This is a genomic window from Streptomyces sp. A0642, from assembly GCF_004795105.1.
Lineage (GTDB): Bacteria > Actinomycetota > Actinomycetes > Streptomycetales > Streptomycetaceae > Streptomyces.
The window spans coordinates 91,964-115,090 of the sequence record NZ_SSBL01000011.1; the positions used below are offsets into that span (position 1 = coordinate 91,964).

Genomic DNA, 23,127 nt, shown 5'->3' on the forward strand with positions numbered 1-23,127 from the left:
GCTGCCGGAGCTCTGTTCACCTCCCTGCTGCCCCTCGCGGCCTGCGGTTCGGCGCAGGAGACGGGCGACAGCGCAAGCAGCACGCAGGAGTCCTCGCCCACGGAGGCCGAGGCCACGCCTGTCGTTCCACCGGTGTCACCCTCGCCCTCGACGTCGGCCGCTTCGCCGGCCCCGGTAGCAGGGCGAGAGTTGACGTTGAACATCACGGACCACGACGGTTACCAGGCGACGCTCAAGGTGACCATCGCGCCGCACGTCATCTACGAGGCCGGCGTCACGCCTCCCGGCATGGAGGAGGAGTGCGCCGCTTTCATGCCGGGCGACAGCGTTCAACGTGCTGTGGTGTCGATCACCACCGAGCTGATCCCCAGAACGGTCAAGGGGCTCACCTGGCCGGAGACCGCACAACAGGCGGTCTCCGTAGGTGCGGACGACATGAGCCTTTGCAACGGAGACCAGGAGACTGTTACTACGCGCGTGTACGGCGATGCGAAGGAGCCGATCACCACGCAGGCCCTGTTCGAAACAGAGATCACCCCGAACAGCCCCGACGGATTCGGAGGCTCCGGGCCGTGGAAGTCCATCAGCGTGACGGTGGACAACGTTGCGTGCGATGTCGTCAGCAAGGACTCCGCCTTCAAGCCGGCCTCGACTCTGTACGACAAAGCCTGCGCCTATACCGCCGAAGCGGAGTAGCAGTCGGGTTCCGGCGTGTCACCGGTGTCATCTCGCTCACTGACAGAAGGACAACGCATGGGCATGGAAGTCGTGGTCGGAATGCTGATCGCGTGGGCAGCGGGAAAGGCGCGAAGAGCGGGGAGAGGGCTCAACGGGCTCACCGACCACGCGCTGGAGCTGACCACACAGCGGCTGTGGGAGGTGGTGGACGCCAAGTTGGGCCGGGACCCGGCAATCCAGCGGCTGGTGACCGAGTCGCAGCAGCACGGCGATGCCACCCCTTCGGCGCGTACACGTGCCGAGACGGCTCTTCAGGAAGCGGCGGACCGTGACCCCCGGTTCGCGGCGGCCCTGGAGGCCATTGTCGCGTCGCAGGCGAGCGACGGTGTGTCCACTGCGGCAACCGAACCGCCCTCGACCAGCATCCACGCTGGTGGAGCCGTCATCACGGGGCCCAACTTCGGCGAGATCAACGCCACGACGAAGATCATCAACAAGGTCGTGCAGAACCCGCTGATTTCCGTCATCGTGATCGTCTTGGTGCTTGTCGCAGCCTTCTTCGGTATCCGGGCGCTCACCGCTTCGTCAGGGGGCGGCGAAAAGGGCGGCTCGGCGGCGATGGTCGGCAGCTGGAAGACGTCCGGCTCCTCCAGCACCAAGGTCTTCGGCGAAGACGGCAGATGCTCGGGCTTCTACTACAACAACGGCGCGCCGCTGGACATCGGGGGTCCGATGACCTGCACCATCTCCAGCACCCCGGACGCCGATGACCGCTATACGCTCGTCGTGACCCAGAGTCCGAATGAAGCCACCTACAAGGTCGCCTTCGATACTGCCGACCATGCACAGGTCTACTCGTCCACGGGTCAGAAGATCTACGAGATCGACCGTTCCTGAACGGCGCGGACGTGCTTCTTCGCAGGTCCACCAGGAGGGCCCGCGAGACGGTAGGGAGCCTCGCGGACCGGCCGAACCCGGCTGCCCGGTGAGTACGAGAGCCAGCGTGCTGCGCATGGGCGACTCCCTGGTACGGGTGCCACCGGAGCACGGAGGTGCGGTGCCGCGCTCATCCCCACCGCGCATCTCCACGCGGCGACTGTTTCCGCGCGCGGTTGCCGAGGCCACACCCTGGCCGGCTCAGGGGTGGGCGGAAGCGGCATGACGCCGCGCCCCTCCCCCCGCGGCGCGCCCGGTGCCCCGGGGTCAGTGCGCGCCGTCCAGCCGCGCCCGCTGGTCGTCCGTCAGTTCCAGGTCCACCGCCGCCAGGTTCTCCTTCAGCTGGGCCACCGACGACGCCCCGGCCAGCGGGATCACCGGGAGGCGGCCGCCGATCTGCCAGGCCAGGACGACCTGGTTGATGCTCGCCCCCGTCTCGGCGGCGACCTCGCGCAGGACCGCGAGCCGGGCGGGGGTGCCGGGGTGGTCGTAGTCCCGGGGGAGGGGCTTGTCCGGGCGGCTGTACGCGCCGGCGAGCAGCGGTGAGTAGGCGACCAGGGTCAGGTCCGGCTCGGCGCGTAGATAGCTGAGCAGCTCGGGCCCCGCGTGGCCGAGGCTGCCGTCCTCGAACAGCGGGCTGGGCACGTCGAACCGGGGGCGCAGATGGCTGTGCTGGTACTGGAGCACCTCGTAGCCGGGAAGTCCGGCCGAGGCGGCGAGTGCCCGTGCGCGCTCCACCCGCCAGACGGCGTGGTTGCTGGCGCCCAGGAGGCCGACCGTGCCGGCCGCGCTCAGCTCCCCGAAGGCCTCGACCGTCTCGGCGAGCGGAACGGTCCGGTCCTCGATGTGGGCGTAGAGCAGGTCGAGCCGTTCCACACCGAGGCGGTCGCGGCTGCGCTCCACCGCCTCGCGGACCGCCTTCGCCGACAGGCCCTCCGGGTTGTCGACGAAACCGGTGCCGGGGGCGAGGGGTTCGGCGCCCAGTTTGGTGGCGATGACGATCTCGTCGCCGACCCCCCGGCTGCGCCGCCACTTGCCGAGCAGCCGTTCGCTCTGGCCGCCGAGACCGCCCTCGACCCAGTAGGCGTAGTTGTCGGAGGTGTCGATGAAGGTGCCGCCGGCCTCGACGAAGTGGTCCAGGATCGCGAACGAGGTCTTCTCGTCGGTGACCGACCCGAAGAGCATGGCGCCGAGCGCGAGCGCGCTCACCTCTCGGCGGGTGGCTGGATGTGTGCCGATGCTGCGGTACTTCATGACGTTCCCCTCCGGTTCCGGTCACCGTCCTCCGGTGGCCGCGGAAGTGAGTGTGCGTGCTGAAGTGCACTTCAACGCAAGGGCGTCGGAGGGGCCCGCGAGCAGGGGGGCGATCCGTTTGGATCAACCTCGCCTAGGCTGAAAGCGCGTACCCGCTCGTGAAGTTCTCCGCACCGAGGAGCGTCCTGTGACGGCAGGCATACCCGAGTCCCGGCCCCAGCCCCAGTCCCAGCCCCTGATCGACACCAGCAAGCCGCACCCCGCCCGCGTCTACGACTGGCTGCTGGGCGGCAAGGACAACTACCCGGTGGATCAGCAGGTCGCGGAGACGCTGCCGGAGGAGGCGCGCGGAAACGCGGCGCGCAACCGGGCATTCATGCACCGGGCCTCCGCCTGGCTGGCCCGGGGCGGGATCGACCAGTTCCTGGACATCGGCACCGGGATCCCCACGGAGCCCAACCTGCACCAGATCGTCCAGGCGATCACGCCGACCGCCCGGATCGTCTACGCCGACAACGACCCGATCGTCCTGCGGCATGCGGAAGCGCTCCTCGTCAGTGCGCCGGAGGGGGCCACCGACTACCTCCACGCCGATGTGCGGGAGCCGGAGGCGATCCTCGAACGGGCGAGGAGGCTGCTGGACTTCGAGCGGCCCATCGCCCTGTCCCTGATCGCGCTGATGCACTTCCTGCCGGACGACCAGGACCCGTACGGAATCACGCGCACCCTGGTCGACGCGCTGGCGCCCGGCAGTTACCTGGTCCTCTCGCACGGCACAGCCGATCAGCACCCGGAGCTGAAGCAGGAGACCGAGAAGGCCTACAAGAAGGGCGCCATCGCGCTCAGGATGCGTACGCGCGCGGAGGTCGAGCCGTTCTTCGAGGGCCTGGAGCTCGTCGGGCCGGGGCTCGTCCCCGCGACCGAGTGGTACCAGGAGGAGCCCGCGCCGGTCGTCGAGCGCAGTGGCTTCTACGTGGGTGTGGGGCGGGTGGTCCGGTGACCAGCCGGTTCACGGCGCAGGACGGGAGCGTGCTCGCGTACGACGACCTGGGGGAGGCGGCCGCTGACCGGCCGCCCGTCGTCCTCGTCCACGGGCATCCGTTCGACCGGACCATGTGGCAGCCGCAGGCGACCGCGCTGGTCGCGGCCGGGTACCGGGTGATCCTGCCCGATCTGCGGGGATACGGGGAGAGCGGCGTCGTCCCGGGACGGACCCTGTTCGCGGAGTTCGCCGGTGACCTCGCCGCGTTGCTGGACCGTCTGGGCGTCGCACGGGCCGTCGTCGGCGGGGTGTCGATGGGCGGGCAGATCGCCATGGAGTTCCACCGTGCGTACCCGGACCGGGTGGCGGCGCTGGTCCTCGCCGACACCTCCCCGGTCGCCGAGACGGAGGACGGCAAAACGTTCCGCAACCGCCTCGCCGACCGGCTGCTCGCCGAGGGGATGGACGGGTACGCGAACGAGGTCATCGACAAGATGCTGGCCCCGTACAACGTCACCGGGCTGCCGGACGTGGCCGCGCGGGTGCTCCGGATGATGCGTACCACCGCTCCCGAAGGGGCGGCCGCCGCCTTGCGGGGACGGGCGGAGCGGCCCGACTACCGTGACTCGCTCGCCGGGGCCCGGGTGCCGGTCCTCGTCCTCGTCGGTGCGGACGACGTGTACACGCCCGTCGCGGAGGCCCGGGTGCTGCACGGGCTGATCCCGCAGGCGGAGCTGGTGGTGGTCGAGGGGGCGGGGCATCTGCCGGGTCTGGAGCGGCCCGAGCCGTTCAACGACGCGGTGCTGGGGTTCCTGGACCGGGAGAGCGGCGGGGTCTAAGGCTGGAGCGGCTTCGCGAAGCAGCGGCTGCTGTCGTACGTCCGGTAGTGGCCGAACTTCTCGCAGGGCGTGTAGCCGCTGGAGAGGTACAGCGCGATCGCCTCGGGCTGCTGGTCGCCGGTCTCCAGCACCATGCGGGTGCGGCCCGCCGCGCGGGCGTCGGCCTCCAGGGCGGCCAGGATGCGGCGGGCGAGACCCTGGCCCCGCCCCTCGGCTATCACGAACATCCGCTTGAGCTCGGCGTCCCCGTCCGAGTAACCCTCCTCGTTGCGCTCCTGCGAGCGCCAGCCCCCGGTGGCGACGGGGCGGCCCGACGCGTCGTAGGCGAGCAGGTAGAGGCCGCGGGGCGGGTCGAACATCGTGGCGTCGAGCGGTGTGATGTCGCCCTCGTCCCCGTAACGCTCGGCGTACTCGAGCTGCACGAGATCGTTGAGTTTGACGGCGTCGGGGTGATCGTAAGGGCGCTGCTGGATAATCATGCGAATGATGGTACATGTATGCGAGCGGCTGGGTCGGTATCGTGCCGGGATGCTCACTGTGACCTCTGACAACGTGCTGAGCAGTCCCCGCACGCCTGCGAATCCGAGGAGCATGTTTTGCTCACTGTGACCTCCGTCAACGTTAACGGTCTCCGCGCCGCCGCGAAGAAGGGCTTCGTCGAGTGGCTGGCGCGGACCGACGCCGACGTGATCTGCCTCCAGGAGGTGCGCGCCGAGCCGCAGCAGCTGCCCGCCGAGGTGCGTGAGCCCGAGGGCTGGCACACCGTCCACGCGCCGGCCGCCGCGAAGGGCCGCGCCGGGGTCTCGGTCTACTCCCGGCGGGCGCCGGAGCGCGTCCAGATCGGCTTCGGCGGCTTCGGGGGCGCGGAGGGCGAGGAGTTCGACGCGAGCGGCCGGTACGTCGAGATCGACCTGCCGGGTGTCACGGTCGCGAGCCTGTACCTGCCCTCCGGCGAGGTCGGCACGGAGAGGCAGGACGAGAAGGAGCGCTTCATGGCGGCCTTCCTCCCCTACCTCATCGGCCTCAAGGCGCGTGCCGCCGCCGAGGGCCGGGAGGTCGTGGTGTGCGGTGACTGGAACATCGCCCACCAGGAGGCCGACCTCAAGAACTGGAAGGCCAACAGGAAGAGCTCCGGCTTCCTCCCCGAGGAGCGGGAGTGGCTGACGCGGGTCTTCGCCGAGGCCGCGTACGTCGATGTCGTACGCGCCCTGCACCCGGACGTGGAGGGGCCGTACTCGTGGTGGTCCTACCGCGGGCGCGCCTTCGACAACGACACGGGATGGCGCATCGACTACCAGGTGGCGACGCCCGGCCTCGCCGCACGCGCGGTGAAGGCCCTGGTGGAGCGGGCCGCCACGCACGGGGAGCGGTGGAGCGACCACGCGCCGGTGACGGTGGTGTACGAGCGGTAGGCCCCGGCGCGCGGAGGGGTATGGCGCCTCCTGGCAGAGGCGCGGGTTACGCCGGCGGCCGCGGCGCCTCCGCCTCGCGGCGCAGGCGCCGGTCCAGGGCCATGGAGAGTTCCGCGTCCACCACCGCCCGGGCCAGGGGGCGCAGTTGGGGCGGTTCCGGTTCGGCGCTGTGGGCGCGCAGGGTGGCGACGAAGAGGTCGGCCAGGGCGTCCGCGTGCTCGCGGACGCGGCGGCCGGAGGCGAGCACCTCGGCGAGCGGGACGCCTTCGCGTACGAGCTCGGCCGAGACCTCCAGGAGGCGGCGGCTGATGTGCACGATCTCGTCGCCGTCCGTGCCGAGGTAGCCCAGCTCCATGGCCGTCGCCAGGTTCTCGGGCGTGGACTCGTCCTGGAAGTAGTCCGCCAGCTGCTCGGGGGTGAGCCGGACCGGGGTCTCCTCGGTCGGTTCGCCCAGGCCCAGCACCTCGGCGACATCGCGGCCGCTCTCGAAGGTCCGGGCCAGGTCGGCGATGCCGGTGAGGGTGTGGCCGCGCTCCAGCAGGCCGGTGATGGTGCGCAGGCGGGCCAGGTGGTGGTCGTCGTACCAGGCGATGCGGCCCTCGCGCCTGGGTGGCGAGATCAGGCCGCGTTCCCGGTAGAAGCGCACGGTCCGGACGGGGATGCCGGCTTCCTTCGCCAGCTCCTCCATGCGGTATTCGCGGTGTTCGCGTCCTTCTGCCACCCCCGCACCCTACCGGCCTCCCCGTGACGGACGCCGCTTGTTGTACCGCCGGTAACTTTCCCTCGCCGCACCCCTACCCATCGGTACGAAGCTGCTCTAGTCTCCCAACAATGCCAGTGATTGCTGGCAGAGTCGTGGGACGTACGCGGGAGGCGGCAGCATGGCCCAGCACGAGCATGTACGCGTGGCGGTGATCGGATCCGGATTCGGGGGTCTGGGGGCCGCCGTCCGGCTGCGCCGCGAAGGCGTCACCGATTTCGTGATCCTGGAGCGGGCCGGATCGGTCGGCGGCACCTGGCGCGACAACGAATACCCCGGCTGCGCCTGCGACGTGCCGTCCCACCTCTACTCGTTCTCCTTCGCGCCCAACCCCGAGTGGCCGCGCACCTTCTCCGGGCAGAAGCACATCCGCGCCTACCTGGAGCACGTCGCGGACACCTTCGGCCTCCGGCCGCACCTCAGGCTGAACCACGAGGTGAGCGTGATGCGCTGGGACAACGACGAGCTGCACTGGGTCATCGAGTGCGCGAACGGCACGACGGTCGTCGCCGACGTCGTCGTCTCCGCGACCGGCCCGCTCTCCGACCCGAAGATGCCCGACATACCGGGGCTCGCCGACTTCCCCGGCAAGGTCTTCCACTCCGCCCGCTGGGACCACGACGCCGATCTGGCCGGCAAGCGCGTCGCGATGATCGGCACCGGCGCCTCCGCGATCCAGATCGTGCCGTCGATCCAGCGAGAGGTGGGCAGGCTGACCCTCTTCCAGCGCACCCCGCCGTGGGTCATGCCCCGCATGGACCGCGCCATCAGCGGCGCAGAGCGCTGGCTGCACCGCACGCTCCCCTTCACCGGCACCGCCCGCCGCGGACTGCTCTGGGGCATACGGGAGTTGCAGGTCGGCGCCTTCACCAAGCACCCGGACCAGCTGGGCCTGGTCGAGCGCATAGCCAAGGCCAACATGGCCCGGGCGATCAAGGACCCGGCGCTGCGGGCCAAGCTGACCCCCTCGTACCGCATCGGCTGCAAGCGCATCCTGCTCTCCAGCGCCTACTACCCGGCGCTCGCGCAGCCCAACGTGGACGTGGTCGCCTCCGGCCTCGCCGAGGTGCGCGGCTCCACGGTCGTCGCCTCGGACGGTACGGAGACCGAGGTCGACGCGATCATCTTCGGCACCGGCTTCCACGTCACCGACATGCCGATCGCCGAGCGGGTGGTGGGTGCGGACGGCATCACGCTCACCGAGTCCTGGAAGGACGGCATGCAGGCGCTGCGCGGCGCGAGCGCGGCCGGCTTCCCCAACTGGATGACGATCATCGGTCCCAACACCGGGCTCGGCAACTCGTCCATGATCCTGATGATCGAGTCCCAGCTGAACTACATGGCCGACTACCTGCGCCAGTTGAACGTGCTGGGCGGCCGCGTCGCGCTCGACGCGCGCCCCTCGGCCGTCGGCGCCTGGAACCGCCGCGTCCAGGAGCGCATGAAGCGCACGGTCTGGAACACCGGCGGCTGCACCAGCTGGTACCTGGACGCCAGTGGCCGCAACACCACGGTCTGGCCGGGCACCACCGCCGAATTCCGCACGGCCACGCGGGAGGTCGACCTCTCGGAGTACGAGGTCGTACGGGTCACCGCGCAGCGGGACGCGAAGAAGGCCGTCGCCGAGGAGGTGGCGGGATGAGCCGGCTCCTTCCCGTGCGGGAACTGATGGCCGTCTCCGCCGACGGCTCGCGCATCCACGTCGAGGTGCACGGACAGGACGGCGCCCCCGCCGTGGTCCTGGCCCACGGCTGGACCTGCAACACCCGCTTCTGGGACGCGCAGATACGGGACCTCGCCGTGGACCACCGCGTCATCGCCTACGACCAGCGCGGCCACGGAACCTCTCCCGAGGCGGGGCGCGGGGGCTACACCACCGACGCGCTGGCCGACGACCTCGAAGCGGTCCTCGCCGCCACGCTCGCCCCGGGCGAGAAGGCCGTGCTGGCCGGGCACTCCATGGGCGGGATGACGATCATGTCCGCCTCGCGGCGCGCGGGGCTGCGCGAGCACGCGGCCGCCGTCCTGCTGTGCAGCACGGGGAGTTCCCGGCTGCTCGCGGAATCGCTCGTCCTGCCGATGCGGCCCGGCGCCGTGCGGACCAGGATGACGCGTGCGATCCTCGGGGCGCGGGCACCGCTCGGACCGGTCACACCGGTCTCCCGGCGCATCCTCAAGTACGCGACGATGGGCGCCGGTTCGGCCCCGGACCGGGTCGACGCCTGCGCACGGATCGTGCACGCCTGCCCGCGGGCGGCCCGCGTCGCCTGGGGGCACGTGCTCGCGGACCTCGATCTCGAGGAAGGGGTACGGGAATTGAGGGTGCCCACTGCGGTGATCGCGGGCACGGACGACCGGTTGACCCCGCCCGTCCTCGCCCGGGCGCTCGCGGCCGCGCTGCCCGACTGTCTCGGCCTCACCGAGCTGACGGGCATGGGCCACATGACACCGGTCGAGGCGCCGGAGATCGTCACGGCGAAGATCCGGGAACTGGTGACCACGTACCTCCCGGTGCGGGGCACGACCGACGCCGAGGGCGTCTCGGGCAAGGAGGAGGTCGTATGAGCGGCAGTCGGAGTCTTGAGGGACAGGTCGTCGTCGTCACGGGCGCGGCGCGCGGGGTGGGTGAGCTGCTGGCGCGCAAGCTGTCGGCGCGCGGGGCGAAGCTGGCGCTGGTCGGCCTGGAGCCGGACGAGCTGAAGAAGGTCTCCGAGCGGCTGCACGGGGACAGCGACCACTGGCACGCGGACGTCACCGACCACGAGGCGATGGAGCGGGTCGCGCAGGAGGTCAAGGAGCGCTTCGGGAAGGTGGACATCGTCGTCGCCAACGCGGGCGTGGCCACCGGCGGACCGTTCGTCGACTCCGATCCGGTGGCCTGGCGGCGGGTCATCGAGGTCAACCTGATCGGCGGCGCGGTCACCGGCCGGGCGTTCCTGCCGGTCCTGATGGAGAGCCGCGGCTACTTCCTCCAGATAGCCTCGCTCGCCGCGATCACACCCGCGCCGATGATGACCGCGTACTGCGCCTCCAAGTCGGGCGTCGAGGCGTTCGCGCACAGCCTGCGGGCGGAGGTCGGCTACCGGGGCGTGAAGGTCGGCGTCGGCTACCTCTCCTGGACCGACACGGACATGGTGCGCGGCGCGGACGAGGACGACGTGATGCGGGAGCTGCGCCAGCGGCTGCCGTGGCCGTCCAACCGCACCTACCCGCTGGGCCCGGCCGTCGACCGGATCGTTGCCGGCATCGAGCGGCGCTCGGCGCATGTCTACGCCCAGTGGTGGCTGCGCGGGATGCAGTCCGTGCGCGGCTACCTGCCGAGCCTGATCGGCGCGGTCGGCCAGCGGGAGATGAAGCGTTTCGGCCCCCGTCTGGAGGGCGTCGGCAAGGGACTCGTGGGGGCCGGAGGTGCGGCTGACCAGGAGGAACGGGCGGCGCGCCGGGTGTCGGACACGCAGCGTAAGTGATCGAAATGCGCTGAATGTCCGGTCGTGTCAGTCTGGTCGAGGCCCCGACGGGGCCATCCCCACGCACCCCCACATAGGAGTGAACAGCATGGGCATCGCCGACCAGTTCAAGGACAAGGCGCAGGAGCTTGCCGACCAGGGCCAGAAGAAGATGAAGGGCGGCAAGGGCGACAACCAGCGCCAGGGCCAGGGCCAGGGCCAGGACCGTCGTCAGGACGCGTCCGACCGGGCTCGCCAGGCGTCCGAGCAGGGTCGCGACCGCGTCCAGGGTGCGGCGGACGACGTGCAGGAGCGCTTCGACCGCTGACGTCGCGCCTCTGAGCGTTGCGTACTGAGGGGCGTGCCCGGGTCATTCCGGGTGCGCCCCTTCCGCGTCCTGCCGCGCGGTGAGATCCGCCCTCGGCGCGCGCGGGCCGCGGTACGGCATGGTGCGGCTGAAGACGAGGTTGGTGGTGGTGCTCCCGAACTCGGCCAGCACGTCGACGATTTCCTCCAGGTGGGTCATCGACGTGGCCGCCACCTTGAGGACGTAGCAGTCGTCCCCGGTGGTGCGCAGGCACTCCAGGACCTCCGGGCGCTCGTCGAGCAGCCGGCGCAACGGCTCGTGCCGGCTCCCCGGGTACTTCAGCCGTACGACGGCCAGGGCCACATATCCGGCCCGCTCCAGATCCACCTCGGCCCGGTACCCCGTGACGACCCCGGTCGCCTCCAGCCGCCGCACCCGTTCCGTGGTCGCCGACGCGCTCAGGTTCACCCGCCGGGCCAGCTCCGTGAAGGCGATCCTGCCGTCCCGCTGGAGCTCGTCGAGGATCGCCCAGTCGGTCGCGTCGAGATTCTCGGCCATCTGCCCAGATTACCGGGGATTCCACGGGCGAACTCCCCCTGGACCGGCAGGAATCTCTTCTGCTGGGGTGTGCCGCCTGGCTAGGCTCGACCGGGTGAAGATCGGCGTGAACGTCCCCAATTTCGGACCCGGCACCGACCCCGGAGTCCTGCGCGACTGGGCCCTCACCGTGGAGGGCCTGGGCTTCGACCTGCTGATGCTCTCCGACCACGTGGCCATCACGCCCGACGTCGCCGAGCGGTATCCGGCCCCCTTCTACGAGCCTTTCACCACCCTGTCCTGGCTCGCCGGCCTCACCACCCGGGTGGGGCTCGGTACGACGGTGCTCATCGCCCCGTACCGGCACGCGCTGCTGACCGCCCGGATGGCGGCCAATCTGGATGCGCTCAGCGGCGGTCGTCTGGTCCTTGGTGTGGGGGTGGGCTGGGCACGGCAGGAATTCGCCGCCCTCGGCGTCCCCTTCGAGCAGCGGGGACGGCTGACCGACGGCGTTCTGGGCGACCTGCGGGAAGCCTGGGCCGACACGGCCGCGTACGGGAACGGGCGGATCCCGGTGTGGGTCGGCGGCAACAGCGACGCGGGCATACGCCGGGCCGTACGGTTCGGGGACGCCTGGCATCCCCTGCGCGGCACGATGCCCTGGCTGCGGGAGGCGGCGGACCGGCTGAAGTCGGCCGCGTACGAAGAGAACCTCCCCGTCCCCGCGTTGGCGCCCCGGATCGCGCTCCGGCCCACCGCGTCACCGGTCTCCGGCCCGCAACGCCTCGCCGGTGAGGGCACGATCGACCAGATCATGGACGACCTCGGCCAACTGCGGCTGCTGGGCGCCGAGACGGTCGTCCTCGACCCCTACGACGGCGACCCCCGCGAGACCAGTCATCCACAGCCGACCCGGCAGGCACTCGCCACGGTGGCCGCGCACTTCTACGCACCGGAGCAGCCATGACCCCGTCCGACGACGACCACACCCTCCTCAGGCGTGCCATCGCCCTCGCGGCCGAGGCGCGGGACAGCGGGAACCCCCCGTACGGCTCGCTGCTGGCGGCCCCGGACGGGACGGTCCTGGCGGAGGACCGCAACACGACACTCACCGACCGGGACATCACCGCACACCCCGAGCTGAAGCTCGCGCGGTGGGCCGCCAGGGAGCTGGACGCGGCCACGGCGGCGGAGACCACGATGTACACCAGCTGCCAGCCGTGCACGATGTGCGAGGCGGTCATCCAGCAGGCGGGGTTGCGCCGGGTGGTCTTCGCGCTCTCCGGCGAACAGCTCCTGGCCATCAGGCCGGGCAGCGGCCGGCCGCCCGTGCCGCAGGACGGCCCTGCACTGCTGGAGGAGGTGCTGGCGGTGGTCGAGGGCTACTACCTCTGACCACCGAGCGTCCGGCTGGGCAGGACGCCTCTCCCGGGCCGGGATGCCCGCGTCGGGGCGGTGAGCTCAGTGGGCGATGCCGTCGATCAGCTCGCGCGCGCCCTGGCGCAGCAGCGCGACGGCGACCGAGGTGCCGAGGGTGGCGGGGTCGAGGCGGCCGGCCCACTCGTGCGCGTTGAGGACCGTCTTGCCGTCGGGCGTGAACACCTTTGCGCGCAAGGAGAGTTCACCGCTTCCCTCGGCCTGGGCGTACCCGGCGATGGGGCTGTTGCAGTGGCCCTGGAGGACGTGCAGGAACATGCGCTCGGCCGTCGTCTCGCGGTGGGTCGCGGGGTCGCCGAGTCCGCTCACGAGGTCGATGAGGCCGGTGTCGCCCTCGCGGCACTGGAGGGCGAGGACTCCGGCGCCGATCGGCGGGCACATCACCTCGGTCGACAGCACCTCGGTGATCACGTCGGTGCGGCCGATGCGTTCCAGGCCGGAGGCGGCCAGGAGCAGTGCGTCGGCCTCGCCCGCCGCGAGCTTCTCCAGGCGCCGGTTCGCGTTGCCCCGCATGGGGACGCAGACCAGGTGGGGGTGGGAGGCGGCGAGCTGGGCGCTGCGCCGCACGGACGACGTGCCGACCCGGGTGCCGGGCGGGAGCTCGCCGAGGCGGAGTCCGGCCGGGTGGATGAGCGCGTCGCGGATGTCGTCGCGCCTGAGGAACGCGGCGAACGTCGTGCCCGCGGGCAGCGGTCGGTCGGCCGGGATGTCCTTGACGCAGTGGACGGCGAGGTCGGCCTCGCCCGCGAGGAGCGCTTGGTCGACTTCCTTGGTGAACGCGCCCTTGCCCTCCACGGCACTGAGGTCGCCCATCCACGTGTCGCCGGTCGTCTTGACCGGGACGACCTCGGTGCGGATGCCGGGGTGCAGCGCGCCCAGCTCGGCTCGTACGCGCTCCACCTGGGCGAGGGCCATGGGCGAGTCACGGGACACGATGCGGATCAGGGCAGTGGCCATGCCGCCCACGATAGCCCGTCGGATGCGGGCCCCGGCGAAGTGTCCCGATGCCCACGACGCCGCCGTGCCAACCGAGTTGGCGCGGGAGGGCAGTTGTGCGAGGAGGCCGGTGACGCGTGGCTGACGGTCGCTGGGCCATGTGGGTTGCGGCAGCGAGTCCTCGACGACGTACGGTCCGCCCCGGCTCCAGCGGGTCGGCGGAGTCGTCGAGGCGGTGGGACTCTGCGGGGCGGCAGTCGACGTACGCGGCTCGGCGAGGCGCGGTGAGGGCTCGACCTCAGCCGCGGTCCCACCGGGTGAGTGATTCGTATTCCCCGAACTCGGGAAAGGGCTCCCAGTTGCAGGCGACATCGACTCCCTGACGGCCCTCCCGGGTGGCTTCGGCGCCGGATTCCACGGTGCGCCAGACGACGCCGTCGGGCGCGAAGGTGAATGACTCCACGGATTCGGCGTCCGCGTAACCTCCCCGCTCTTCCGAGCCCCCGTAGTCGTAGGAAAACATCTGTTCGAGAAACAGTGAGTCATCAATGACTGAGAAGGTGTAGTCCAACTCGTTTCGGCCGTATGCATCCATGAAGATCACGGCGGCGTATCCGGTCTCCCGTCGGATTTCGACACGCAAGGCCGGAGAGGGCTTTCCGTGAAAGGGCGGAAGGGCGGTGTACAGCTCCCCAGCGGCGTGCCGGGACCGGGCTTCATCGATTGACAGAGGGTTCATGGGTTGTTCGGAGAGTTCATTCCACTGCTCGCAGTAGGTCCAGGTCATGGTTGCTCATCCTAGCCTTTCGGTATTCGGTAGACATGGCCGGTGACGTCTCGGATGATCACTCGTCTCTTCATTGCCTCTTCAAGTGCCCAGGTGGGTATGCGCTCGGCCTGGACGGGAACTTCGAGATAGTACTTTCCCTTCAACGTCTTCCCGATGAGGTGCGGGTACTCTCTGCGCGCCTTCGCGGTGTCCGGGATCCTGGTTCCGATCCTGTACTTTGCGCCGAGCTCGCCCAGGGATTTCATGAACGTGCTCCGCTTGATCCTGGATATCTGTGTGTACTTACGGGAGACGATCTCCTTTCCAGGTCTGTATGAATCCAGGTATTTACCGTTCTCCAGGTAGATCTCATTAGCGGGATAGCGGTGCCAATTGTCCTTGTTGAACCGGCTTCCCTTGTTCCACTTATCGCGCAACGACTGCGGAACGCTCCTCCGTTTCCCGCCGCTCGACCTGGCGGCGCCGCTACTGCTCGCTCCCTGGGCCCCAGCCGCCATGAGGACAACGCCGGCGGTACCGAGGAGAGCGGCGTCGACGGCTGCTGAGGCGGTGGCGCCGCCGACTGCCCCGATGCCGGCGAAGGCGAGTCCGCCGGGCGGGAACAGGGCGAGGAGGGAGATCAGGAGGAGGGCGAAGCCGAGGTAGACCAGGAAGTCGTCGAGGGCTTCGAGCAGGTGGAGCGCGGGGATGGCCTTGCCGTCGGGGCCTGCCTCGCCGAGCCCTCGGCAGAGGAGCAGGAGTCCGGTGGTGGCTCCTCCCAGTGCGGTGGCGATGCGGAAGCGGTGGGCGGCCAGCGGTTCGCCGTGGGGCTGGACGGACGTGGGCCGCCAGGTGCGGAGCAGGGTGATCAGTTGCCAGGCGATCCAGGCCAGGGCCGCGACTCCGAAGCCCATGAGCACCGTCGGGCCGCTGCCGGTGGTGAAGTACTCCTGGAGTCCGGCGGTGGCCTTGAACGAGCCGACGCCCAGGAAGAGGAGTCCTGGGAGCGCGAGCACGCATGGCACGAGGAGCAGCCACCTCCGGCCAGCAGAGCCGGGCCGGGCAGCTTTGAGGTGGGCCCGTATCTCTTCGGGGTGCCAGGCATTCCGGCGGTCCGTGGCGTCCATCTGTTCGGTGATCCGGGCGACCGCCCGGCGCAGCGGCTCGGTCTCGCCCGGAGGTGACAGGGCGGTGGCGTACAGCAGGGAGCGGCGCAGCCGGATGTAGCGCAGGGCTATGAGCAAGGTCCAGCGTGGGCGCCAGGCCGCGTAGCGCAGTAGCGCGGCCGTGGTGTCGCCATCGGTGCGCTCGGTGGCCAGCAGTACACCCGGCACCGTGCGTTTGGCACGGTGCAGCCGGTGCAGATCGATGGCCATGGCGATGGCCAGGCAGACCAGGGGAACGGCCCAGGCCTTTTCGTTGAGAGTCGCGAGCCACTGCTCACCCTGCACGGTGGGCTTCGCGGCCACGTAGTTGTTCACCGCGTGGTGAGCGGACGCCGCTGCCGGCGGCACCACTGCCAGCACGCGCACCCAGCCCCGGGTGCGCCACAGCAGACCGACTCCCAGCCCTGCCGAGGCCGTCCACACCAGGTGGGAGAAGGTCTCGGCGGCAAGCGGCCCGATCATGTGGGACTGGGCGGTGGGGCCGGGCAGCCAGGTGGTGAACACCTGCCCCAGGCCCGGGATGTACGGCGGGAAGAGGCTGTCCGGGATGACCCACCCCCCGCCTTCGCGCGGGATCGCCCGGTCCGTGTCCAGGCCGTACCGGAGCACTGCCTCCAGCAGCCCGAACCCCGCGCCCAGCCCGGCCCCGAGCACGAGGAAGTCGGTGAGTCCCCACTGCCGGCGGACCTTGGCGTACAGGCCGGCCAGCAACAGCGGGGCGACCTTGAGCAGTTCCTCCACCCACGGGGCGACCGTGTAACCGGAGGTGCTCACCACCTCGGCCAGCGGCTGACCGGACCAGTCAGCGTAGAGGCGGGTGTAGGTGAGTTGCAGCAGTGCCGTTGCCACGCCGCACCCGTACACCCCCACCGCGACCGCGAGCAGCACCGTCGGGAGCCGTACCGAACGGGCGGGCCACGACAGGGCGAACAGTTGCAGCACACCCCAGACGGCAGCAACCGCCATCACCAGCGTCATGCCCACCCCGGTGCCTCGAAGCCCCTGCGTAGTTCGCAAAAGCGAACGTCAGGTTAGAGGTAAGTGCCTGCAGTGGGCAAGAGGGTTCGGGTGCAACCTATGTGCACATGGGGGCAGATGGCGTGTCCGCTCGCTTCCCGCCCGCTGCGGACGCCGACGTCGTGTTGCTGCACGGGAACGCCCCGCCTACCGCGGCGGCAGCGGCGGCCGCCTCTTGTCCGGGGCCGTGTCGTACGACGGCGGGGTCGCCGGGGGGTGGGCGGCCAGGAGGTCCAGGGCGACGCGGACCGCGTCGTCGAGGACCGCGTGGCGGCCTTCCGCCCAGTCGAGGGGGGTGCGCAGGGCCTCCAGATCCGGTTCCACGCCGTGGTTCTCCACCGACCAGCCGTACGTGTCGAACCAGGCCGCGTTCATCGGGACCGTGATCACCGTGCCGTCTCCCAGGCGGTGGCGGCCGGTCATGCCGACGACGCCGCCCCAGGTGCGCTGGCCGACCACCGGGCCGAGCTTGAGGAGCCGGAACGCGGCGGTGATCATGTCGCCGTCGGAGGACGTCGCCTCGTCGGCCAGGGCGACGACCGGGCCGCGGGGGGCGTTGGAGGCGTAACTGACGGGCTGGGCGTCCCGGGTGAGGTCCCAGCCGAGGATCGTGCGGGTGAGTTTCTCGACGACCAGTTCGCTGATGTGACCGCCCGCGTTGCCGCGTACGTCGACGATGAGGGCCGGGCGGGAGACCTCCAGGCGCAGGTCCCGGTTGAACTGGGCCCAGCCGGAGCCGCCCATGTCGGGGATGTGGAGGTAGCCGCAGCGGCCGCCGCTCAGTTCGCGGACGACCTCGCGGCGTTTGGCGACCCAGTCCTGGTAGCGCAGCGGACGTTCGTCCACCAGGGGCATGATCGCGACGCGGCGGGAGCGGCCCTCGCCCTCGGCGGGCCTGAAGGTCAGCTCGACCGTGGTGCCGCCCGCCGCGGACAGGAGGGGGTAGGGGCCGGCGACCGGGTCCACCGGGCGGCCGTCGACGTGGGTGAGGACCGCGCCCTCGCGGATGCCCGTACCGGACAGCGGGGAGCGGGCCTTGGAGTCCGACGAGTCGCCGGGCAGGATGCGCCGGATGACCCATGCGCCGTCGCGGCACAGGAAGTTGACGCCGAGCAGGCCGATCGCCCGCTGGTAGTGCGGCGGGCCCTCGTTGCGGCGGGCGGGGGAGACGTACGCGTGCGAGGTGCCCAGTTCGCCGAGGACTTCGCGCAGGAGGTCGGCGAACTCGTCCGGGGTGGCGACCCGTTCGACCAGGGGGCGGTACTGGTCGAGGACGGCGGGCCAGTCGATGCCGCACATGTCCGGCTCCCAGAAGTAGGAGCGGATGATGCGGCCCGCCTCGCCGTACGCCTGCCGCCACTCCGCCGCCGGGTCGACCTCGTGCAGGATGCGGCGCAGGTCGAGGTAGACAGTGGAGTCGTTGTCGCCGGGCTCGGTGGCGGGGACGGCGCGCAGTTCGCCGTCGTCCATGACGACGAGGCGCGAGGCGTCGCCGCTGACGGCGAACCAGTCCAGGTGGTCGACGAGTTCGGTCTTCTTCGCCTTGGCGATGTTGAAGTGCTCCAGCGTGGGCCGGCCCGACATGTCCGCCGGGTTGGCGAACGTCTCGCCGAGGGCGCCGGAGATCGGCCAGCGCAGCCACACCAGCCCGCCGCCGCTGACCGGGTGCAGGGCCGAGTACTTGGACGCGGAGACAGGGAACGGGGTGACCCGGTTCTCCAGGCCCTCGAACTCGACGGTGACCGTGGAGCCCTCCACCGCGCCGGTTTCGGCCGAGTCGACCGGGTCGAGGCCGCCCGCCGCAGGCCGGCCGTCGGGCAGGAGGGCGAAGGGGGAGGGGGTCGCCGAGGAGAGCGGGACGAGGTACGGGCGGCAGCCGAGCGGGAAGGACAGGTCGCCGGTGTGGACGTCGTAGACCGGGTCGAAGCCGCGCCACGAGAGGAAGGCGAGATAGCGTCCGTCGCCCGTGAAGACGGGGTTCTCGTCCTCGAAGCGGCCGTTGGTGACGTCGACGATCACGGGGGAGCCGGGGCCCAGGATGCGGGCGAGCTTGATCTGGCGCAGCGAGCGGCCGATGCCGGGGTGCGACCAGGTCAGCCAGGCGCCGTCGGGGGAGAACGCCAGGTCGCGGACCGGCCCGTTGATGGAGCGGATCAGTTCGGTGGGCTCGCCGGTGGACGTCTCCTCGTCGGTTTCCAGCAGGAGCAGCCGGCCGTCGTGCGAGGCGATGGCGAGCCGTTCGCCGTCCGGGTCGGCGATGAGTTCCTGGACCCGGCCGAGCAGGCCGGAGGCGAGCCGGAGCGGCGGGCGGTCGCCGCTGGCGCGCGGCAGGTAGGAGATCTCGATCGCGTCCTCGCCGTCCGCGTCGGTGACGTACGCGACCTTGCCGCCGCTGCCGAGCATCTCCGGCAGCCGGACCCGGACGCCGGGGGTGTCCGCGATGGTGCGGGCGGGCCCGTCGCGGTGGGTGAGCCAGTAGAGGCTGCCGCGCACCGAGACGGCGCTGGCCCGGCCGGTCTCGTCCACGGAGAGCGAGTCGACGTTGCTGGCGGCCGGTACCTGGTACGAGCGCCGGCCGGCCCGCGGCCCGCCGAGCCGGACCTCCAGTTTCCGCGGGGCCGCGTGGGGCGACAGGAGGTCGTCGACCAGCCACAGCTCACCCGCGCACTGGTAGACGACGCGGTGGCCGTCGCTGGAGGCGTGCCGCGCGTAGAACGCGTCGTGGTCCGTGTGCCGGCGCAGATCGCCGCCGTCGGGATGGCATGAATAGAGGTTGCCGATGCCCTCGTGGTCGGAGAGGAACGCGATGCGGCCCCCGACGAACATCGGCGATTCGAGGTGGCCGCCGATGTCCGGGAGCAGCCGCTTGCCGTGCAGCCACAGGCGTCCCATCGCGCCGCCCCGGTACCGCTTCCAGGCCGCCGGCTCGTGCGGCGGCTTTCCGGTGAGCAGCAGCGTGCGGCGCTCGCCGTCGATCTCGCCGACCGCGATGTCGGAGACCGGCCCCCACGGGAGCCGGCCGCCGGGGCTGCCGTCCGTGGCCACGCTGTAGGCCCAGGAGAAGTACGAGAACGGCTGCCGGTGCGAGGACACGGCGAGGATCTGCGCCGCGGTGTCCCCGCACGGCGGGGTCCAGCCGCAGACGCGGGCGTCGGTCGAACCCCAGTAGGTGAGCCGGCGGGCCGGGCCTCCGTCGACCGGGGCCAGATGGATCTCCGGGTCCAGGGTCCGCCAGGTCGTGTAGGCGATCCGGGTGCCGTCGGGTGAGAAACGCGGATGGCTCACGCGGGTGCGGTCGACGGTCACGCGCCAGGCGCGCCGTGGCGTCTCACCCTCCTGGGCGAGGGGAGCCACCCAGAGATCGTCCTCCGCCGCGAAGCAGAGGAGGTCTTCGTGGAGGTGCGGGAACCGGAGATACGAGAGGTCGTCACTCACGTTCCCATGCTTTCCGGGCCGGGAGACCGCGGCAACTTGTGGTGCGGAACACAAGCGAAACGATTTCGTTTCGCTCGACGGGAGGGGTACCGTCGATGTGTACGAAACAGTTTCGTTCGATTGACTGACGTACGAACGACCCACGAGCTCAGGAACAGGAGGTCGGCCCATGGCACGCACACGGCTCACGCCCGAGCGTGAGAGCGAGCTGTACGCCGCCGTGCTCGACCTGCTCCGCGAGGTCGGTTACGACGCCCTGACGATGGACGCCGTCGCCGCCCGCACCCGTTCCAGCAAGGCCACCCTCTACCGCCAGTGGGGGAGCAAGCCCGAGCTCGTCGTCACGGCCATGCGGCACAACAAGCCCGTTTCCCTCAGCGACGTCGACACCGGCTCGCTGCGCGGTGACTTCCATGCCGTCCTGGGCCGCAGTGACGACTGCCAGATGGAGAAGGACGCCGCGCTGATGCGGGGTCTGAGCCATGCCGTCCACGAGAACCCCGATCTCCTCCAGGCCCTGCGGGAGCTGCTGATCGAACCGGAGATGACCGGTCTCGACATGCTGCTGCGCCGAGCCGTGGACCGGGGTGAGCTGCGTCCGGACAATCCGGCGCTGAAGTACGTACCGCACATGCTGATCGGTGCCGTCGCCGCTCGGCAACTGGTCGAGGACCGCCCCGTCGACCAGGCATTCCTCCGCGATTACGTCGACTCCGTGATGCTCCCCGCTCTCGGACTCTGACCGCCGTCCCCACGGCACCCCGCACGGCCCTCTCCCCAAAGCCCCACCTGACACGCCGCTCTCGTCGTCGGGCTGGTTCCTCACGCCCAATTCCACTCAACGACCTGACCGGGAGTACACCTCCGTGGCCACATTCCTCTACAAGCTCGGACGGCTCGCCTTCCGGCGCCGCCGCTATGTCGCCCTGATCTGGGTGGCCCTGCTGGCGCTCGCCGGATTCGGCGCGGCCTCCGCGTCCACCGCCACCTCCAGCTCCTTCTCGATTCCGGGTACGGAGGCCCAGAAGGCCTTCGACCTGCTGGAACAGCGATTCCCCGCGGCCAGCGCCGACGGCGCGACCGCGCGCATCGTCTTCAAGGCCCCCGAGGGCGAGAAGATGACGGACCCGGCCAACAAGGCGGACGTCAAGAAGATCACCGGTGAGCTGAAGTCCGGCTCGGACCAGATCGCCTCGGTCGTCGACCCGTACACCGGCAACGCCGTCTCCAAGAACGGCACGACCGCGTACGTCTCGGTGACCTACAAGGTCAACTCCATGGAGCTGACCGACGCCACCCGGGAGGCCCTGGAGGACGCGGGCGAGTCCGCGCAGAAGACCGGGATGACCGTGGAGATCGGCGGTGACGCGCTCCAGGTGATGCCGGAGACGGGCGCCACCGAGATCGTCGGCATCGCCCTGGCCGCGGTGGTGCTCGTCATCACCTTCGGCTCGCTCATCGCGGCGGGGCTGCCGCTGCTCACCGCACTGATCGGTGTCGGCATCGGCGTCTCGTCGATCACCGCGCTGGCCAACGTGCTGGACCTGGGCTCGACCACCTCCACCCTCGCGATGATGATCGGCCTCGCGGTCGGCATCGACTACGCGCTCTTCATCGTCTCCCGCTACCGCGCCGAACTGGCCGAGGGCCGTGAGCGCGAGGAAGCGGCCGGACGCGCCGTCGGCACCGCGGGCTCCGCGGTCGTCTTCGCCGGGCTCACCGTGGTCATCGCCCTGGTCGGCCTGGCCGTCGTGAACATCCCGATGCTGTCGAAGATGGGCTTCGCCGCGGCCGGCACGGTCGCGATCGCCGTCCTCATCGCCCTCACCCTCGTCCCGGCGATGCTGGGCTTCGTGGGCAAGCGGATCGTGGGCCGCAAGGCGCGCAAGGCCGCCGAGGCGGAGGACAGGCCCGAGGCCAAGCCGAACATGGGCACCCGCTGGGCGCGGTTCGTGCTGCGCAAGCCGGTGTGGGTGCTGCTGGTCGGCGTCATCGGCCTGGGCACCATCGCCGTACCGGCCGCGTCGCTGGAGATGGGTCTGCCGGACGACGGCTCCCAGCCCACCAGCACCACTCAGCGCCGCGCCTACGACCTGCTCTCGGAGGGCTTCGGCCCCGGCTTCAACGGGCCGCTGATGGTCGTCGTCGACACGGCGAACAGCTCCGACGGCAAGGCCGCCGCCAAGCAGGTCACCGACGAGATCTCCGGCCTGAAGGGGGTCGTCGCCGTCAGCCCGGCCACCTTCAACAAGGCCGGCGACGCGGCGATGATCACGGTCGTCCCGAAGGACCGGCCGAGCTCCGTCGAGACGGAGAACGTGGTCCACGCGATCCGCGACGCGGGCACGGACATCAAGTCCGACACCGGCGCCGAGGTCCTGGTCACCGGTGCCACCGCCATGAACATCGACTTCTCGCAGAAGATGAACGACGCGCTGCTGCCGTACCTGGCGCTCGTCGTGGGCCTCGCGTTCCTGCTGCTGATGGTGGTCTTCCGGTCGGTGCTGGTGCCGCTGAAGGCGGCGCTCGGCTTCCTGCTCTCGGTCGTCGCGGCCCTGGGCGCGGTCGTCGCGGTCTTCCAGTGGGGCTGGCTCGGCTCGCTCTTCGGGGTCGAGCAGACCGGTCCGATCATGTCGATGATGCCGATCTTCATGGTGGGCGTCGTCTTCGGTCTCGCGATGGACTACGAGGTCTTCCTCGTCACCCGGATGCGTGAGGCGTACGTCCACGGCGAGAAGCCCGGCCAGGCCGTCGTCACCGGCTTCAAGCACGGGGCCCGGGTCGTCACGGCCGCGGCCGTGATCATGATCGCGGTCTTCTCCGGATTCATCGGCTCCAGCGAGTCGATGATCAAGATGATCGGCTTCTCGCTCGCCATCGCCGTCTTCTTCGACGCGTTCGTGGTCCGTATGGCCATCGTGCCCGCGGTCCTCGCGCTGCTCGGGAAGCGTGCCTGGTGGCTGCCGCGCTGGCTGGACCGGGTGTTGCCCAACGTGGACGTCGAGGGGGAGGGTCTGCGCAAGGAACTGGCCGGTACGTCCGCCGGTGACGCCGGTCCGGACGCCGGCGGCGAGCGCGAGCTGACCCGCGTCTGACGCGGGGCGTGAGCCGGCCGATGAGCCGCTGACCCCCGGGGCCGCGCCTGAGCGGAGCGCGGCCCCGGAAGCGCCGGTTACCTGTGGGGACGGGGGGCCGGGGCAGGGCGAGAGCCCCCGT

Annotated in this window: 21 protein-coding genes; 13 read left to right on the plus strand and 8 right to left on the minus strand. The window is 70.7% G+C overall.

Going from position 1 to position 23,127, the window contains the following annotated elements; translation table 11 throughout:
* The first annotated feature begins 195 nt into the window (after nucleotides 1–195).
* A complete protein-coding gene (locus E6R60_RS20265) occupies nucleotides 196–696 on the plus strand; it encodes a hypothetical protein (RefSeq protein ID WP_136328011.1) in 501 nt (166 codons plus the stop codon).
* A gap of 57 nt (nucleotides 697–753) precedes the next feature.
* Complete coding sequence (locus E6R60_RS20270) at nucleotides 754–1,575, plus strand: hypothetical protein (protein ID WP_136328012.1); 822 nt, start codon at nucleotides 754–756, stop codon at nucleotides 1,573–1,575.
* A gap of 306 nt (nucleotides 1,576–1,881) precedes the next feature.
* Here the strand turns inward: E6R60_RS20270 and E6R60_RS20275 are convergent, their stop codons facing one another.
* The gene (locus E6R60_RS20275; RefSeq protein ID WP_136328013.1) at nucleotides 1,882–2,868 is read right to left on the minus strand and encodes an aldo/keto reductase; all 987 of its coding nucleotides are present in this window, start codon (nucleotides 2,866–2,868) and stop codon (nucleotides 1,882–1,884) included.
* 187 nt (nucleotides 2,869–3,055) lie between these two features.
* Between E6R60_RS20275 and E6R60_RS20280 the strand changes: the two genes are divergently transcribed.
* Nucleotides 3,056–3,868 carry an SAM-dependent methyltransferase gene (locus E6R60_RS20280; protein ID WP_240802634.1) on the plus strand — a complete coding sequence of 271 codons (813 nt, stop codon included), beginning with the start codon at nucleotides 3,056–3,058 and terminating at the stop codon, nucleotides 3,866–3,868.
* 29 nt (nucleotides 3,869–3,897) lie between these two features.
* Nucleotides 3,898–4,689, plus strand: a complete 792-nt coding sequence (locus tag E6R60_RS20285; protein WP_276613999.1) for an alpha/beta hydrolase — start codon at nucleotides 3,898–3,900, stop codon at nucleotides 4,687–4,689.
* On the opposite strand, the gene E6R60_RS20290 is transcribed toward E6R60_RS20285, so the two are convergent.
* Complete coding sequence (locus tag E6R60_RS20290) at nucleotides 4,686–5,168, minus strand: GNAT family N-acetyltransferase (RefSeq protein ID WP_136328015.1); 483 nt, start codon at nucleotides 5,166–5,168, stop codon at nucleotides 4,686–4,688. The two genes, E6R60_RS20285 and E6R60_RS20290, sit on opposite strands and share 4 nt — an antisense overlap.
* Nucleotides 5,169–5,285: 117 nt before the next feature.
* Here E6R60_RS20290 and E6R60_RS20295 point away from each other — a divergent pair, with 117 nt between their 5' ends.
* On the plus strand, nucleotides 5,286–6,101 hold the full coding sequence (locus E6R60_RS20295; protein WP_136328016.1) for an exodeoxyribonuclease III: 816 nt from the start codon (nucleotides 5,286–5,288) through the stop codon (nucleotides 6,099–6,101).
* Between the two features lie 46 nt (nucleotides 6,102–6,147).
* On the opposite strand, the gene E6R60_RS20300 is transcribed toward E6R60_RS20295, so the two are convergent.
* On the minus strand, nucleotides 6,148–6,789 hold the full coding sequence (locus E6R60_RS20300; protein WP_136328106.1) for a MerR family transcriptional regulator: 642 nt from the start codon (nucleotides 6,787–6,789) through the stop codon (nucleotides 6,148–6,150).
* A 193-nt stretch (nucleotides 6,790–6,982) separates the two neighbouring features.
* On the opposite strand from E6R60_RS20300, the gene E6R60_RS20305 reads away from it, so the two are divergent.
* From E6R60_RS20305 to E6R60_RS20320, 4 genes are all read left to right on the plus strand, one after another.
* Entirely contained in the window at nucleotides 6,983–8,503 is a 1,521-nt protein-coding gene (locus tag E6R60_RS20305) for an NAD(P)/FAD-dependent oxidoreductase (protein ID WP_136328017.1), read from the plus strand.
* Nucleotides 8,500–9,426 (plus strand): alpha/beta hydrolase, encoded by a 927-nt coding sequence (locus E6R60_RS20310; RefSeq protein WP_136328018.1) that lies wholly within the window; start codon nucleotides 8,500–8,502, stop codon nucleotides 9,424–9,426. The genes E6R60_RS20305 and E6R60_RS20310 overlap by 4 nt, the downstream gene beginning before the upstream one ends.
* Nucleotides 9,423–10,328, plus strand: coding sequence for an SDR family oxidoreductase (locus E6R60_RS20315; protein ID WP_136328019.1), 906 nt, complete (start codon nucleotides 9,423–9,425; stop codon nucleotides 10,326–10,328). The genes E6R60_RS20310 and E6R60_RS20315 overlap by 4 nt, the downstream gene beginning before the upstream one ends.
* An 88-nt stretch (nucleotides 10,329–10,416) precedes the next feature.
* Nucleotides 10,417–10,635 carry a hypothetical protein gene (locus tag E6R60_RS20320; RefSeq protein ID WP_136328020.1) on the plus strand — a complete coding sequence of 73 codons (219 nt, stop codon included), beginning with the start codon at nucleotides 10,417–10,419 and terminating at the stop codon, nucleotides 10,633–10,635.
* A 42-nt stretch (nucleotides 10,636–10,677) separates the two neighbouring features.
* Here E6R60_RS20320 and E6R60_RS20325 read toward each other — a convergent pair whose 3' ends face one another.
* Nucleotides 10,678–11,172, minus strand: a complete 495-nt coding sequence (locus tag E6R60_RS20325; protein WP_136328021.1) for an Lrp/AsnC family transcriptional regulator — start codon at nucleotides 11,170–11,172, stop codon at nucleotides 10,678–10,680.
* 94 nt (nucleotides 11,173–11,266) lie between these two features.
* On the opposite strand from E6R60_RS20325, the gene E6R60_RS20330 reads away from it, so the two are divergent.
* Both E6R60_RS20330 and E6R60_RS20335 read left to right on the plus strand, forming a co-directional pair.
* Nucleotides 11,267–12,118: an LLM class flavin-dependent oxidoreductase gene (locus E6R60_RS20330; RefSeq protein WP_136328022.1), complete on the plus strand. Its 852-nt coding sequence runs from the start codon at nucleotides 11,267–11,269 to the stop codon at nucleotides 12,116–12,118.
* On the plus strand, nucleotides 12,115–12,546 hold the full coding sequence (locus E6R60_RS20335; RefSeq protein WP_136328023.1) for a nucleoside deaminase: 432 nt from the start codon (nucleotides 12,115–12,117) through the stop codon (nucleotides 12,544–12,546). Before E6R60_RS20330 ends, E6R60_RS20335 begins: the two co-directional genes overlap by 4 nt.
* A 66-nt stretch (nucleotides 12,547–12,612) precedes the next feature.
* Here E6R60_RS20335 and hemC read toward each other — a convergent pair whose 3' ends face one another.
* The 4 genes from hemC to E6R60_RS20355 all read right to left on the minus strand — a co-directional run bounded on the left by hemC (nucleotide 12,613) and on the right by E6R60_RS20355 (nucleotide 19,911).
* Nucleotides 12,613–13,545, minus strand: a complete 933-nt coding sequence (gene hemC, locus E6R60_RS20340; RefSeq protein WP_136328024.1) for a hydroxymethylbilane synthase — start codon at nucleotides 13,543–13,545, stop codon at nucleotides 12,613–12,615.
* A gap of 277 nt (nucleotides 13,546–13,822) precedes the next feature.
* The gene (locus E6R60_RS20345; protein WP_136328025.1) at nucleotides 13,823–14,311 is read right to left on the minus strand and encodes a hypothetical protein; all 489 of its coding nucleotides are present in this window, start codon (nucleotides 14,309–14,311) and stop codon (nucleotides 13,823–13,825) included.
* A gap of 11 nt (nucleotides 14,312–14,322) precedes the next feature.
* The gene (locus tag E6R60_RS20350) at nucleotides 14,323–16,437 is read right to left on the minus strand and encodes a PrsW family glutamic-type intramembrane protease (protein WP_136328026.1); all 2,115 of its coding nucleotides are present in this window, start codon (nucleotides 16,435–16,437) and stop codon (nucleotides 14,323–14,325) included.
* Nucleotides 16,438–16,623: 186 nt separating this feature from the next.
* Complete coding sequence (locus E6R60_RS20355; protein WP_136328027.1) at nucleotides 16,624–19,911, minus strand: S41 family peptidase; 3,288 nt, start codon at nucleotides 19,909–19,911, stop codon at nucleotides 16,624–16,626.
* 169 nt (nucleotides 19,912–20,080) lie between these two features.
* Here E6R60_RS20355 and E6R60_RS20360 point away from each other — a divergent pair, with 169 nt between their 5' ends.
* Entirely contained in the window at nucleotides 20,081–20,653 is a 573-nt protein-coding gene (locus E6R60_RS20360; protein WP_136328028.1) for a TetR/AcrR family transcriptional regulator, read from the plus strand.
* Between the two features lie 124 nt (nucleotides 20,654–20,777).
* Nucleotides 20,778–23,006: an MMPL family transporter gene (locus tag E6R60_RS20365; protein ID WP_136328029.1), complete on the plus strand. Its 2,229-nt coding sequence runs from the start codon at nucleotides 20,778–20,780 to the stop codon at nucleotides 23,004–23,006.
* The last annotated feature ends 121 nt before the right edge of the window (nucleotides 23,007–23,127 follow it).

Excerpts from the sequence above, each read along its gene's own strand:
- E6R60_RS20310 (WP_136328018.1), top strand. The coding sequence starts at position 8,500 with ATGAGCCGGCTCCTTCCCGTGCGGGAACTGATGGCCGTCTCCGCCGAC.
- E6R60_RS20290 (WP_136328015.1), bottom strand. The coding sequence starts at position 5,168 with ATGATTATCCAGCAGCGCCCTTACGATCACCCCGACGCCGTCAAACTC.
- E6R60_RS20360 (WP_136328028.1), top strand. The coding sequence starts at position 20,081 with ATGGCACGCACACGGCTCACGCCCGAGCGTGAGAGCGAGCTGTACGCC.
- E6R60_RS20300 (WP_136328106.1), bottom strand. The coding sequence starts at position 6,789 with ATGGAGGAGCTGGCGAAGGAAGCCGGCATCCCCGTCCGGACCGTGCGC.
- E6R60_RS20325 (WP_136328021.1), bottom strand. The coding sequence starts at position 11,172 with ATGGCCGAGAATCTCGACGCGACCGACTGGGCGATCCTCGACGAGCTC.
- E6R60_RS20315 (WP_136328019.1), top strand. The coding sequence starts at position 9,423 with ATGAGCGGCAGTCGGAGTCTTGAGGGACAGGTCGTCGTCGTCACGGGC.
- E6R60_RS20345 (WP_136328025.1), bottom strand. The coding sequence starts at position 14,311 with ATGACCTGGACCTACTGCGAGCAGTGGAATGAACTCTCCGAACAACCC.
- E6R60_RS20270 (WP_136328012.1), top strand. The coding sequence starts at position 754 with ATGGGCATGGAAGTCGTGGTCGGAATGCTGATCGCGTGGGCAGCGGGA.
- E6R60_RS20350 (WP_136328026.1), bottom strand. The coding sequence starts at position 16,437 with ATGACGCTGGTGATGGCGGTTGCTGCCGTCTGGGGTGTGCTGCAACTG.
- E6R60_RS20305 (WP_136328017.1), top strand. The coding sequence starts at position 6,983 with ATGGCCCAGCACGAGCATGTACGCGTGGCGGTGATCGGATCCGGATTC.
- E6R60_RS20275 (WP_136328013.1), bottom strand. The coding sequence starts at position 2,868 with ATGAAGTACCGCAGCATCGGCACACATCCAGCCACCCGCCGAGAGGTG.
- E6R60_RS20335 (WP_136328023.1), top strand. The coding sequence starts at position 12,115 with ATGACCCCGTCCGACGACGACCACACCCTCCTCAGGCGTGCCATCGCC.
- E6R60_RS20320 (WP_136328020.1), top strand. The coding sequence starts at position 10,417 with ATGGGCATCGCCGACCAGTTCAAGGACAAGGCGCAGGAGCTTGCCGAC.
- hemC (WP_136328024.1), bottom strand. The coding sequence starts at position 13,545 with ATGGCCACTGCCCTGATCCGCATCGTGTCCCGTGACTCGCCCATGGCC.